We start from the raw sequence: 13386 nt of genomic DNA on the forward strand, positions 1-13386 counted from the left end.
TTCAGGACAAGGCCCGCGCATAGCGGGCGAGCGAAGCTTCATGGGTCAAATCGAGCCGCAGCGGCGTCACGGAGACCATTTTGCGCGCCAAGGCCTCGAGATCGGTTCCTTCGCCGGGAACAAGATGATCCTTGTCGAACCCGATCCAATAATAGGGATTGCCGCGCCCGTCGGCGCGCGCGTCGACCTTCACCAAATAGCCGCGGCGACCCTGAGCCGTCACCGCGACGCCCTGAACCTCATCAGGCGCGCAAGCCGGAAAATTGACGTTCATCACGATATTTTGCGGCACGCCCTCGGCTAGAATCTTGCCGATCAGGGCAGGCGCGAGCGCTTCGGCGCAATTCCAATGGACGCCTTCGCGGCCGGTCGCCGGACTATAGGCCTGCGACAGGGCGATGGACGGCACGCCAAGGACCGCACCCTCCATGGCACCGGCGATCGTGCCGGAATAGATGACGTCCTCAGCGACATTCTGCCCGCAATTCACACCAGACAAGACGAGATCCGGCTTTGCTCCATTGAGAATTCGGCGCGCGCCCATAATGACGCAATCCGTGGGCGTGCCTTTGACCGCGTAATGGCGCTCGGAAATCTTGCGCATGCGCAGGGGATCGTTGAGCGATAGGGAATGGGCGACGCCGGACTGATCGGTCTCTGGGGCGACGACCAGGACGTCGTCGGTCAGGGTCCGGGCGATCCGTTCGAGCACGGCCAGGCCCGGAGCATGGACTCCGTCGTCATTGGTGACCAAGATTCGCATTGGGCGGCTCCCGAGCGTCGATTCGTAGGCCGTCGGTTCGGCGGCCGCGCTCCTCCCGTGGAAATGCGCCAATATTCTCTACTCGCGCAATAACTTTTCGAACCTCCCCTACCCGCCGGTTATTGCAAACCCATGCGGCTTGGGAAAAAGGCCGGCGACGACTGCAGCGCTTAGCGAATCGCGCCGAGATGCGTCGCCTGTTTTCCTTGGGCTGACGGCGTCGAGCCGAACGTTTTGCGGAACTCGTGGGCGAGATGCGCCGAATCGAAAAACCCCGCCTCCAGCGCCGCCATCGTGACCGACTGGCCCCTCGCCAACGCGCGGCAAGCCGAGCGCAATCTGTTCCAGGCGCGATAGCGTCGGAAGGGCGCGCCGATTTGCGCCGTGAAGAGATGCTGGAAGCGCGATCCCGACAGGCCGACCCGCCCCGCGAGATCGGCGACCGGCGTGAGATCCTCGCAGTGCGCCTGAAGGAAATCGACGACGGCGCGCAAACGCGGATCGATCGGCGCGGCATCGGCGATTTTGTTTGAGAAGGCCAACAGATCATCGAGTTGGAGGCCGGCCGCGCGTTCGCCGTCTGGGCGCTCATAGAGAGAGCGCATCAGATCGACTTCGTCGGGCGCGCCGAACGCCACGCCGTCGGCCGCGTCCTTCTCTCTGAGGAAAGGAAAAAGACTTTCAGCGCCGCCGACATTCGGCTCCAAATAGAGGGCTGCGAAAGGCTCGCCAAAAAAGTCCAGTTCGTGCCAGAGCCCAGGCGGAATGACGGCAGCGCGGCAAAGCCGCCAGTCCCCGCCCCTCATCCGCAGACGAAACTTTCCATAAAGTCCGACAAGGTAAACGGGCGCGCCGCCATTGTGGCTCGCAAGATAGCCCCTTGCGCCGAGCCAAAGCGCGCGGCCTTCATCCATGTGGACGAGCGAGACGGGCGCAGAAGGCGCCGCCGCAGCACGTTCATACAAGCGCGCCCCCGCTTTTCCTGCTTTGGTCGCCGTCCACAGGTTCAACCCTCTTTGGACAAACCGACATGCGCAACCTGCTTCTGCTCGCCATCGCCATCCTATGCCTTGCGATCGCTCTCGTCCTCGCTTGGGTACTAGGCGTCACCTTGTTTTTTCCGAACGGAAAACTCGCGGGACTCATCGTCGAGCGCAAAGACCTTATCAGAGCGCATATCGACTACCTGATGATGGCGCAGTTCCTATTTATATTTTTTGGTCTTTTTAAACTATTTTCAATCGATCCGCCCTACTGGGTGGTGGGCGCGGCAAGCTACGGCGCGATCATGAATCCGTTGGGGTTCTTGAAGCGCGCCTTGACGCCAAAAATCGTAGCTGCGGCGCCGGTCGAGCCCTATTTTCCGGTGCAGGCCGGCGTGAGCTTCACCTTGGCGACAGTCGGGCTTCTGGCTGCCGCGGCGCTGATTTTCAGAGCAGCCTGGGCGGCCCGGGACGCATCCGCGAGTAAGAAATCGAAATCCGATTTCCAGGCTGGATGAAAATCGGACCAGCGCCTTGCCGTGGGCTGCGGGCTCGCCGCGGCGTCGCGCGCCTATTTGGGGCAGCTCGGCTCGTTCAGAAGCTCGAGGCTCGACATTTCGCCGGCGAGAACGAAATCGCCATAGTCGAGCTTAAGAGCGCGGGATATGCCGTTTTCATAGAGATCGAAGGACAGGGTGTAGGCGGGTCCGTCATCCTTCTTGCCGGCCTCGAAATAGCTAATCGAGACGGGCCAGCGCCTCAGCTTTTCGAGCTGCGGAATATGTGCCGCTTTTTCCGTCGCGGGCGCAGCGATGGGATGGCCGATGAAAGTCGTCGTCTCGTAAACTTTTTCGCCGGTCTCGGAGCCGTCATAGACTTTGACCTCGATGAGATTCTGGCCGGCCTGAGCGGCGGCGAGGATTCTCTTCAAATGCTCGGTCGGAAAGACCACGTCGGGGGCCAGATCGAATTTGCTGCGCTTCGGCTTGGCGAGATTGACCGACAAGGGCCCGTTGGCGGCTTTCGACGCCTTGCCGTCGACCGTTTCCGCAGCTCCATTGTCGACGCTGGTCCGCATCTTGAAGTCGAAACTCTTCCCGTCAAAATCCTCGAAGGTCGCCGAATGCATGTCCGAGATCCGGGTTGGCCCTTCGGCCGGCTGCAGCTCGGTCAATTGGCGGAAATTCTGGACATAGCCCTCGCAGGGGGAGCCGGCAAAATCGAATGCGATTCGTCCATGCGCCGCGGTCGGGCTTTTGGTCCCGACCGATTTCGCCAAGGTCAGCTCATAGACCGCGCGATGCGAGGCGAGCGAAACTCCGTCCGCTATTGCAGTCTTGGCCTTGTTCTCGGGCGCGACTCGGTTCGGCGCGGTGTTTGCGGCCATGGCCGTCAGCGCAAGAGGCCCGAGGGACGTCAGGGCCAGGGCCCACGCGCCGGAAATTAGGAAGCGGGCGTGCGAAGCAAGCATATCGTTGTTCCTCGAACGAAGATTCAGCGACGCAAGGATAGGGAACCCTAGCTGCCGAAGGTAAAATTTTAGAGACCGAGCGCCCGGGTTGCAACCGGAACCGGCCCATCTTTACAACGGCCGGGGATTTCGCCGCCCGACTCGGCAATATATATTATGTCAATATTCAACGGGGGAATTTCATAGATGAGCAAGGTTGAAGACAGATTGGCCGCCATGGGCGTGGCGCTGCCCGTTCCAGCTGCGCCGGTCGCCAATTATGTCCCGTTCGTCGTCTCGGGGGCCCTCCTCGTCATTTCCGGCCAACTCGCGCTCGGCGCGGACGGAAAGCTTGATCCGGCCCATGTCGGCAAAGTGGGCGCGAATGTATCGAACGAGGCCGGCCAGGCGGCGGCGCGGCTTTGCGCCGTCAACCTCCTGGCTCAGGCGAAGGCGGCGCTCGGCGATCTCGACCGGATTTCCCGCTGCGTCCGATTGGGCGGTTTCATCAACGCCGCGCCCGGCTTCTCGTCGATCGCCCCGATCATGAACGGCGCCTCCGATCTCATCGTCGCGGCGCTCGGCGACATCGGCCGCCACGCGCGCTCGACCGTCGGGGTGGCCGAACTGCCGCTCGACAGCGCCGTCGAGGTCGAAGCCCTGTTCGAGATCGCCAGTTGATCGAGCGCTTGCTCAAACGACCGATCGCTCATCGCGGCCTGCATTCCAAGGCGGAGAAGCGAGTCGAGAACACGCTCGCCGCCGCCGCCGCCGCGATCGCCAAGGGCTATGCGATCGAATGCGACATTCAGCGCTCCAAGGACGGCGAGGCGATGGTCTTCCATGATTTTCGCCTCGACCGCCTGCTCCAGGCCGACGGCCGCCTCGACGCCTTCACCGCCCGCGAGCTCGGCGCGATCCCCTTCAGGGAAGGCGACGAACGAATAGCTACGCTTCCCCAGCTGCTGATCGAGGTGCGCGGCCAGGCTCCACTCGTCGTCGAGATCAAAAGCCGTTTCGACGGGGACTTGCGCCTGGCGGATCGCGCAATCGAACTTGCCGCCAGCTATGGCGGCGCGCTCTATTTGAAGAGCTTCGATCCCGAGGTCCTCGCCCATATCCGCGCAGCCGGCGTCGCCTGCCCGCTCGGCCTCATCGCCCAGGCGCATTATGGCGACGAGGAAGATTGGGCGCATCTGACCCCCGAGCGCCGCTCCCTTTTGACGACTCTCTGCGATTATGCGCGCGTCGCGCCTAATTTCCTCTCCTGGCGCGTCGGCGATTTGCCCCATGCCATTCCGCAACTGTTTCGCGCCGGAATCGGACTTCCAGTCGTCACATGGACCGTGCGTTCGCACGAGGCTCGGACGGCCGCGGCGCCCTGGGCGGACCAGATCATTTTCGAAGGCTTCGAGGCGTGATCGCGGCGGCGTTCTAAGCGCCCATGCTCCGCTCTTCGTCGTGCGCCGCCCATCGAAAATGCGCATCTGCGCGATATGTCTCCATGCATCCGGTTACGCCGCGTCCTTGTCTCGTCCGCCAGCACGGACCAGGACGAGGCGCGGCCGCTGCGTCCATGAGGAAACGCGCTTTGAGCAACACCGAGATGGAGCAGTCCGTCGAGAAGCCGCAGGCCGGTTCCTCGGTCGAACTCGCCATTTTCCAAGCCCTGCAGGCTCGCTTGCCTGCGCTTTTCCGCGACATATTTCCCGACCCGAGCGCGTCCCGCACCGTCGTCATCATCCCGAGCCTGAGCCTTGACCAGGACGTGCTCGCGCGGCTGACGGGCGCCCATCATTACGAAGAGCGCCTGCTGTGCATGCTCATGCTTTTGAAGCTGCCGCGCACACGGATCATCTATGTGACCAGCCAGCCGCTGCCCGAAGAGATCATTGATTATTATCTCCATTTGCTGCCGGGCATACCGGCGGCCCATGCGCGCCGGCGCTTGACGCTTCTGTCTTGTTTCGACGCGAGCGCGCAGCCGCTCGCCGCCAAAATCCTGGCGCGCCCAAGATTAATCGCGCGGCTGCGCGATGCGATCGCCGATTCGGCGACGGCGCATATGTCATGCTTCAATGTTTCGCCGCTCGAACGCGCATTGGCGGTAAAATTGGGCGTGCCGATTTACGGCTGCGACCCTTCCCTTCTTCCTCTCGGATCGAAAAGCGGCGGCCGCACGATCCTTCGCGAGGCGGGCGTTCCGATCCCGGAGGGCGTCGAGGGCGTCGCCGACGCGCATGATCTCGTCGCGGCGCTCGGCGGGCTGAAGCGCCGCAATCCCGCCCTGCGCCGCGCAGTGGTGAAGCTCAATGAAGGCTTCTCGGGGGAAGGCAATGCGATTTTCAGCTTCGAAGGCGCCCCTGAGCGAAGCGGCCTTGAGGCTTGGATCAAATCGAGGCTGCCTGCGCTCTCCTTTGAGGCGCGCGGCATGTCTTGGGAAGCCTTTAGCGCGAAGATCGAGGAGATGGGCGCGATCGCGGAGGAATTCATCGAGGGCGCCATAAGACGCTCGCCCTCGGCGCAATATCGGATCGATCCGCTCGGTCAAATCGACGCGATCTCGACGCATGATCAAGTGCTCGGCGGCCGATCCGACCAGATCTTTCTCGGCTGTCGCTTTCCGGCCGACGAGTCCTATCGGCTCGAGATTCAGAACGAAGGATTAAAGGCGGCCCATATTTTACGCGACCGAGGCGTGCTCGGACGGTTCGGCATCGACTTTCTTTCCGTGTGGGACGGATCCGCTTGGCGCCATCACGCGATTGAAATCAATCTGCGCAAAGGCGGAACGACTCATCCGTTCATGATGCTTCAATTCCTCACCGACGGAAGATATGATTCCCTGCGCGGAGAGTTCACCCTGCCGTCAGGCGCTTCCCGTTGCTATTATGCGTCGGACAATCTCGAGGCGCCCATCTATCGCGGCCTTACGCCGGCGGATCTTCTCGACATCGCGGCGTTGAACGGGCTGCATTTCAATCGCGCCACGCAACAAGGCGTCGTCTTCCATTTGATCGGCGCGCTCTCCGAATTCGGCAAAGTCGGGATCGTTTGCGTCGCGCCCTCCCGCGACGAGGCCGATCGGCTCTATCGCGACGTCATCGCCGTGCTCGATCGCGAGCAAGCGGCGGCGCACGCGTGACGCCTCGCGCTCTCGCTAAAGCCGCAACCTGCACGGACCGCGCTCGCGCATGCGACGCCCGCACGATCGGCTCTCTTCGACGACGAAGCTTTAGGCGTGGCCTCGCGCCTTTCGGTCGGGGCCGCTCCATTCTCGCGACGATGATTTTGGATCGCTCGATCCAAAATCATCGTGACCTACACGGGTCTAGGAATGAACCACATTCTGTACGGTCCGGCGGTAAAGGTGCCAACTCGCGTGAGCGAGGACGGGCATGACGACCGCGAGGCCGACAAAGAGAAGAGAAAAGCCGATCGCCACAGATATGATGATGATCAGGCCCCAAAGCGCCATAGGCCCGGGGTTCTTGCGCACCGCTGCGATCGACGTATAGACGGCCGCGGTCACGCCGACGTCCCGATCGAGCAACAATGGAAATGAAACGACGCTGATGCTCAAGGAGACGGCGGCGTAGATCAAGCCCAAAGCATTGCCTAGGATGATGAGCGCCCAGCCTTTCGGGGTGACGAAGACCTCATGAAGAAAATTCACATAGGAGTGTGGCGCGGCTGGGCCGAAAAGCGCCTGATAAAGCAATCGGGCGGTCGTGAGCCAGATGAGGAAAATCACCATCAGCGCAAGGCCAAGCATCAGGATCGAAGGCACAGAGGGAGAATGGCGCACCTCGAATGCGTGCGACCAAGAAATGTCGAGGCCGAGTTCCCGTCGGCGGCTCATCTCGTAAAGCCCAATCGCCGCGAAAGGCCCGATCATGGCGAAGCCGAACATGAGCGGATAGAGCATGGGCAGAGCGTTTTGGTCCGAGGTCGCCCGCGCGATCGCGACGCCGACGATCGGATAGATTAGGCCCAAGAAAACCAGATGCGAGGGCATCGCCATAAAATCGGCTATGCCTTTGGCGAGAGCGTCCCTGAGGTCGGCCACGCCAATCTTTCGGACCATCGGATAGGCGGGACTTGCGTCCGGGCCGACGAACACATGAAAATGCGCCATACGTGCTCCTCCTGAACCGAGTCTTACTCGGCCGCGGACCACGGTGACGCCGACGCTAAGCGGTTGGTCACGCGGAGCCGCGACCTACACATTGAGAAAAATTATACGCCTCTCTTTTAGGCTTGTCGCGCGCGATCGCATGTCGCCAGGCGGCAATCCTAGGCTCACGCCTTGGATAGACTACGCGCCGCGACGCCAATTGTTCCAAGCGGAGCTGTTGGCTTTCTTAAGCAACAGGCGTCGCTCAGCCTATGTTGCAGCGCCGCATGTGGTGGCAAAACGCTGCACCACGCCCTTGCTCATGGCTGTGGTTAGGCTTGCAACAAACTTCCTACATGCCGAAACGCATCACGAGACGACGCAACCGTTGCCGCAAGCTATAAGGGGGATAGCGCACGTCCGGGTCGAACCATGTGCTGCGATAGAGAACGCCGCGCGCATTGACATAGGCGTGGAAGCCCCACTCGCCGTGATATTTGCCCATGCCGGAATTTCCGACGCCGCCAAAGGGCAAGTTGCGGACAAGAGGCTGGACAGTGCAATCATTGACCGCTGCGTCGCCCGACGCCGTCGCCGCAAGAATCCGCTCCACGATTTTTGCGTCATCGGCGAACACATAGAGGCCGAGCGGGCTCGGCCGGGCGTTGATGGAAGCGATCGCCGCCTCGACGCTGTCGATCTCTATCACCGGGAGAAGCGGGCCGAAGATCTCCTCTTCCATGATCGGAGAATGGCTTGCCGCATTCACGAGAATCGTCGGCGCGATGAACAGCTCTTCTCGATCGTGCTGGCCGCCATGATGGATCTCGCCGCTTCCGAGAAGATTGAGGAGTCGGTCGAAATGATGCGCGTTGACGATCCGCCCATAGTCCGGGCTTCGCTGTGGATCGTCGCCATAAAAGGCGATCGCCGCCTCCTTTAGATGGCGGAGAAATTCCTGCGCGACATCCTTGAAGACCAGCACATGATCGGGCGCGGTGCAGGTCTGCCCGGCGTTTGTCCAGCGGCCTTGCGCGATGCGGCGCGCGGCGACGCGCAAATCAGCCGACGAATGAACGATCGTCGGGTTCTTGCCGCCGAGTTCCAGCACGACGGGAATCAGGCGCTTGGCGGCGGCGGCCATGACAACCTTGCCGATCGGAGGTCCGCCTGTGAAAAATATATGGTCGAAGCCCTGCTCCAAAAGCGCCGTCGTCTCGGGAACGCCGCCGGTCACGACCGAAATGGCGTCGGGATCGAGATACAGCGGCGCGAGGCGCGCGATCGCTTCGGCGCAGGCCGGAGCCGCCTCAGACGGTTTGATCACCGCCGCATTTCCACCCGCGATCGCTGCGACCAGCGGCGACAGGCAGAGCATGATCGGATAGTTCCAAGCGCCAATGATCAACCCAACCCCGAGCGGGTCGTAGCGCACATCGACATGGCCGGGCTTCAGGAAAGGAGGAGCGCTCACGCGCTTCGGCCGCATCCAGCTTCGCAGACGCCGCAGCGCATAGGCCGCCTCATCGGCGATGAATTTGACGTCGGTGAAATCCGCGTCAACACGATTGCGGCGCAAATCGCTCCACAAGGCGTCGTAGAAATCCTGCGCCCGCTCGCTCATGAGTGCGTGCAGGGCTCTGAGCTGGGCCTCGCGCCATTCCACCGAACGCGTCTTGCCGGTTAGGAAGGTCTTGCGGCGCTCGGCGACCAATTCCGCGAAATCCGCTGACGCCATGTCCTCGTCCCTTTCAGCAAGCGGGATGAGGACGAAAGGATAGCGCTTTTGATCGATCCGGCCTAGTCGCTCTGCGCCGCCGCCAGGCCGCTAAAAGGGCAGATTGAAGACGCGGCCAGGGACAAGCTCGCCGTTTTCGACCATGCCGACGGCGATCACGGCGCCGCCGCACACAGCATAGGCCGCGCCGTCCATCGGCGCGTCGGCGCCACGCAGCAATGCCGGCTGTCCGCGACGAAGTTTCGCCGCAGCATCACGATCGACCATGATTCGCGGCATTTCCATGAGGCCGGCTTCGACCCGGCGCATGGCCCCGGCGCCGATCGGGCCATCCGTCAGATCGGCGAGCGTGACCGCGTCGGCTTCACGAAACGGACCGACGCGGGTTCGGCGCAGGGCGGACACATGGCCGAGGCAACCGAGCGCGCGGCCGAGGTCGCGCGCAATGGCGCGCACATAGGTGCCCTTGCCGCAACGCGCCTCGAACACCGCTTCCTCAGGACCTGCGCTCGTCAGTTCGAGCGAATGGATCGTCACCGGCCGGAGGGCGAGATCCGGCGCCTCGCCGTCGCGGGCGAGGTCATAGGCGCGCTCGCCATTGACCTTGATCGCGGAAAAGGCCGGCGGCTTTTGCTCGATCGTTCCGACGAAGCGCGGCAAGAGCCCCAGAATTTCGGCCTCCTGCGGGCGACTCTCCGATCGCGCCGTGACGACGCCGTCCGCGTCATCGGTGTTGGTCTCCGCGCCCCAGCGGACCGTGAAGCGATAGGCCTTCTCGCCGTCCTGCACGAAAGGCACGGTTTTCGTCGCCTCTCCGAACGCGACCGGCAAGATCCCCGAGGCCAGCGGATCGAGCGTGCCGGCGTGCCCGGCTTTCTTGGCGTTGAAGATGCGCTTCAGCCTAGAGACTGCATGGGTGGAGGTCATCCCGACAGGCTTGTCGAGCACGACCCAGCCATTGACCTCGATGCGCGAGGATCTCGGCGCGTTCATTTGGCCTCATCCGATATCTCGACGGACTCGCTCTTCGCCAAATCCTGCTTGACCTTCGGCGAGTCAAGCAGAGCGTCGATCTTCGCGCCATAGTCGAAGCTCGGATCAGCCTTGAAGCGAATGTCGGGCGCGAATTTGAGATTGACTCGGCGCGCGATCTCGCCGCGCAAGAGCTTCTTATGGCGGTCGAGCGCGGCGAGAACGTCGCTGATATTCTTGCCGCCGAGCGGCATGACATAGATGGTCGCGAGCTTCAGATCCGGACTCATCCGAACATCTGGAACCGTCACGACCAGATTTTCCAACACGGCGTCATTGATCGTCGACCGGGTCAGAAGCTCGGACATCGTGTGACGCACAAGCTCGCCGACGCGCAACATTCTTTGCGACGGCTCGCCGCCTTGCTGATGGCCTCTCGACATGGAAAACTCCGGCGCCTTTCAGCGCTGATCTTCAGGCGTCTCATCGCCTTGAAAAGCGATCAATCGCTCGAACACGCGGACCGCGGCTTTTTCCGCGCGCGTCTCCATCTGATCGCGTAGGGAATATGGAAACCGGCTCAAACGACCGGCGCTCGCCTCACAGCGAGCGCTTGATCTCATGGACATTGTAGCATTCGATGACGTCGCCTTGGCGCATGTCCTGGTAGTTCTCGAACGCCATGCCGCATTCCTGGCCCGCAACAACTTCCTTGACCTCGTCCTTGAAGCGCTTGAGCGTCGAAAGCTTGCCTTCATGGACGACGACATTGTCGCGGATGAGGCGGACATGCGCGCCGCGCTGAACCGTTCCATCCGTGACCCTGCAGCCCGCGACCTTGCCGACCTTGGAGATGTTGAAGACCTCCAGCACCTCGGCATTGCCGAGCATCTCCTCGCGCAGGGTTGGCGCGAGCAAGCCGGACATGGCCGCCTTCACGTCATCGACGAGATTGTAGATGATGTTGTAATAGCGGATTTCAATCCCGGACTGCTCGGCGAGTGCGCGCGCCTCCTTATGAGCGCGCACGTTGAACCCGATGACCGCTGCATGCGACGCCTCGGCCAAGGTGATGTCGGATTCGGTGACGCCGCCGACGCCTGCGTGAATGACGCGCGCCGCAACCTCGTCGGTGTTGAGCTTCTCCAGCGTCGAGATGATCGCCTCGACCGAGCCCTGAACGTCGCCCTTGATGACGAGCGGGAACTCCTTGCGGCCGGCGGTCTTCAGCTGGCTCATCATATCGGCGAGAGAGCCGCGCGCCAGCGTGCCGCGGACGGCGGCTTTCTCGCGCTTCTGCCGCTCGCGATATTCGGTGATCTCGCGGGCCCGCGCTTCGCTCTCGACGACGGCGACGCGATCGCCGGCCTCCGGCGACCCGGAAAAGCCCAGAACCTCGACCGGCGTGGACGGACCCGCCTCCAGCACCGTCTCGCCCTTGTCGTCGAGAAGGGCGCGCACCCTGCCCCATTGCGAGCCGCCGACGATCACGTCGCCGACCTTCAGCGTGCCGCGCTGCACGAGCACTGTGGCCACCGGACCGCGCCCCTTATCGAGGCGCGCCTCAATGACCGTGCCTTCGGCCGGACGCAAGGGGTTCGCCTTGAGATCGAGCAGCTCGGCCTGTAGCGCGATGAGATCCAGCAACTTGTCCAGGTTGATGTTTTTCGTGGCCGAGACCTCGACCTCGAGCGTCTCGCCGCCGAGAGATTCGACCTGAACCTCATGTTGCAGCAATTCGCTGCGCACGCGTTCCGGCTTGGCGTCCGGCTTGTCGATCTTGTTGATCGCCACGATGATCGGGACATTGGCGGCGCGCGCATGAGCGATCGCCTCCGCCGTTTGCGGCATGACGCCGTCATCGGCGGCGACGACCAGCACGACGACGTCCGTCACCTTGGCGCCGCGCGCGCGCATCGCGGTGAAAGCCGCATGGCCCGGGGTGTCGATGAAAGTGACCAAGGCGCCGTTCGGCGCCGTGATCTGATAGGCGCCGATGTGCTGGGTGATGCCGCCGGCCTCGCCCGACACGACATTGGCGTGGCGGATCGCGTCAAGCAGAGAAGTCTTGCCGTGGTCGACATGGCCCATGATCGTGACGACCGCGGGGCGCGGCAAAAGCTGCTCGTCCGTATCCGGGGCGTCGAAGAGTCCTTCCTCGACATCCGATTCCGCGACGCGCTTCACCGTATGGCCGAGTTCCTCCGCGATGAGCTGCGCCGTGTCGGCGTCGATCACGTCGGTGATCTTCGCCATCTGGCCTTGCTTCATCAGGAGCTTGATCACGTCGACGCCGCGCTCCGACATACGATTGGCGAGCTCCTGGATCGTGATCGTCTCCGGCAGGATGACCTCGCGCGTAATCTTTTCCTTTGTCTCGGCCGCATGGCCCTTCAAACGCTGGACGCGGCGGCGGAACGCGGCGACCGAACGGGTCCGCTCTTCCTCCTCGCCGGTCACATTCGCGACCGTCAGGCGACCGCGGCTCTTTTGCTCCGCGCCCTTGACCGGACGCGGAACGATGACCTTCGTCGGCAGGCCGGGACGACGAATGATGCGCTTCGCCTCCTCCTCCTCGGCGGTGGCGGGGCGCGCCGTCGCCGTTGCGCCGGGCGCAGCAGCGACCGCCGCAGGCGCGGCTTGCGGCGCTTTGCGCGCTGTGGTCGCCGCCGGGGCGGGAGCCGGCTCTCCGCCGGCCAAGCGGCGCTTGGCCTCTTGCTCAGAACGACGCTTGGATTCGGCTTCCTGGGTGCGGCGCGCGTCCTCCTCGCGCTTGCGCGCTTCCGCCGCGGCGCGCTCCTCGCGCTCCCGCGCCTCCCTTTCTTCACGCGCCTTGGCTTCGGCCTCAGCGCGCTTGCGCTCCTCGACCTCGCGCTCATGCGCGCCAGACAGTGCCCGCGAACGCGCCTCGCGCTCTTCCTCGGTCAAGGAGCGAAGAATGACGCCGGAAGGCGCACGCGGTCCGCCCGATTGTGGACGCGGCGATTTGGCCTGAGGGCGCGGCGGCGCGGCGACAGGCGCCGGAGGCGGTGGTTCGGGCGCCGCCGCCGGTTCGCGCGGCGGATGGGCCTCGCCGACCGTGACCGCGCGTCGCTTCACCTTCTCGACAACCACCGCCTTCGTGCGGCCATGCGAAAAGCTCTGGCGCACGATGCCCGCCTCGACCGGACGCTTCAAAGACAAGGTCTTGGTAGGCGCGACGCTCAAGGTATGATCGGCGGGGTTCTTGGTCTCACTCATAAGTCTTGCATTCCCCGGGGCTCGCGCCCATTCGAATTCGGTTGCGCCGGACGACAATCGCCGGCCTGAGAGCATTTCCGGGCGATGCATCAATTGCTCCGCCGCGCGAAAACGCGTTTAATT

At 63.1% G+C, this 13386-nt stretch carries 12 protein-coding genes; 4 read left to right on the forward strand and 8 right to left on the reverse strand.

The window, feature by feature from the left end:
- Nucleotide 1: 1 nt before the first annotated feature.
- Both surE and METAC_RS0112135 read right to left on the reverse strand, forming a co-directional pair.
- Complete coding sequence (gene surE / locus METAC_RS0112130; protein WP_026607244.1) at nucleotides 2-763, reverse strand: 5'/3'-nucleotidase SurE; 762 nt, start codon at nucleotides 761-763, stop codon at nucleotides 2-4.
- A gap of 170 nt (nucleotides 764-933) precedes the next feature.
- Nucleotides 934-1728, reverse strand: a complete 795-nt coding sequence (locus METAC_RS0112135) for a helix-turn-helix transcriptional regulator (RefSeq protein ID WP_026607245.1) — start codon at nucleotides 1726-1728, stop codon at nucleotides 934-936.
- A gap of 65 nt (nucleotides 1729-1793) precedes the next feature.
- Between METAC_RS0112135 and METAC_RS23395 the strand changes: the two genes are divergently transcribed.
- Nucleotides 1794-2264, forward strand: a complete 471-nt coding sequence (locus tag METAC_RS23395; protein ID WP_036255509.1) for a hypothetical protein — start codon at nucleotides 1794-1796, stop codon at nucleotides 2262-2264.
- A 53-nt stretch (nucleotides 2265-2317) separates the two neighbouring features.
- Here METAC_RS23395 and METAC_RS0112145 read toward each other — a convergent pair whose 3' ends face one another.
- Nucleotides 2318-3217, reverse strand: a complete 900-nt coding sequence (locus tag METAC_RS0112145; protein ID WP_026607246.1) for a cell envelope integrity EipB family protein — start codon at nucleotides 3215-3217, stop codon at nucleotides 2318-2320.
- A 186-nt stretch (nucleotides 3218-3403) separates the two neighbouring features.
- Here METAC_RS0112145 and METAC_RS0112150 point away from each other — a divergent pair, with 186 nt between their 5' ends.
- The 3 genes from METAC_RS0112150 to METAC_RS0112160 all read left to right on the forward strand — a co-directional run bounded on the left by METAC_RS0112150 (nucleotide 3404) and on the right by METAC_RS0112160 (nucleotide 6341).
- The gene (locus METAC_RS0112150) at nucleotides 3404-3877 is read left to right on the forward strand and encodes a RidA family protein (RefSeq protein ID WP_026607247.1); all 474 of its coding nucleotides are present in this window, start codon (nucleotides 3404-3406) and stop codon (nucleotides 3875-3877) included.
- Nucleotides 3874-4617: a glycerophosphodiester phosphodiesterase family protein gene (locus METAC_RS0112155; RefSeq protein ID WP_026607248.1), complete on the forward strand. Its 744-nt coding sequence runs from the start codon at nucleotides 3874-3876 to the stop codon at nucleotides 4615-4617. Before METAC_RS0112150 ends, METAC_RS0112155 begins: the two co-directional genes overlap by 4 nt.
- A 170-nt stretch (nucleotides 4618-4787) precedes the next feature.
- Entirely contained in the window at nucleotides 4788-6341 is a 1554-nt protein-coding gene (locus METAC_RS0112160) for a peptide ligase PGM1-related protein (protein WP_245257474.1), read from the forward strand.
- 186 nt (nucleotides 6342-6527) lie between these two features.
- Here METAC_RS0112160 and METAC_RS0112165 read toward each other — a convergent pair whose 3' ends face one another.
- The 5 genes from METAC_RS0112165 to infB form a co-directional block, all read right to left on the reverse strand.
- Nucleotides 6528-7334: a DUF2189 domain-containing protein gene (locus METAC_RS0112165; protein WP_026607250.1), complete on the reverse strand. Its 807-nt coding sequence runs from the start codon at nucleotides 7332-7334 to the stop codon at nucleotides 6528-6530.
- Between the two features lie 331 nt (nucleotides 7335-7665).
- Nucleotides 7666-9051 (reverse strand): aldehyde dehydrogenase family protein, encoded by a 1386-nt coding sequence (locus tag METAC_RS23400; protein WP_036255511.1) that lies wholly within the window; start codon nucleotides 9049-9051, stop codon nucleotides 7666-7668.
- 90 nt (nucleotides 9052-9141) lie between these two features.
- Entirely contained in the window at nucleotides 9142-10044 is a 903-nt protein-coding gene (gene truB, locus METAC_RS0112175; RefSeq protein ID WP_026607251.1) for a tRNA pseudouridine(55) synthase TruB, read from the reverse strand.
- Entirely contained in the window at nucleotides 10041-10466 is a 426-nt protein-coding gene (rbfA, locus tag METAC_RS0112180) for a 30S ribosome-binding factor RbfA (RefSeq protein WP_026607252.1), read from the reverse strand. The genes truB and rbfA overlap by 4 nt, the downstream gene beginning before the upstream one ends.
- A gap of 157 nt (nucleotides 10467-10623) precedes the next feature.
- Nucleotides 10624-13263: a translation initiation factor IF-2 gene (gene infB, locus METAC_RS0112190; protein ID WP_026607253.1), complete on the reverse strand. Its 2640-nt coding sequence runs from the start codon at nucleotides 13261-13263 to the stop codon at nucleotides 10624-10626.
- Between the last annotated feature and the right edge of the window lie 123 nt (nucleotides 13264-13386).

Source organism: Methylocapsa acidiphila B2 (assembly GCF_000427445.1).
Taxonomy (GTDB): domain Bacteria; phylum Pseudomonadota; class Alphaproteobacteria; order Rhizobiales; family Beijerinckiaceae; genus Methylocapsa; species Methylocapsa acidiphila.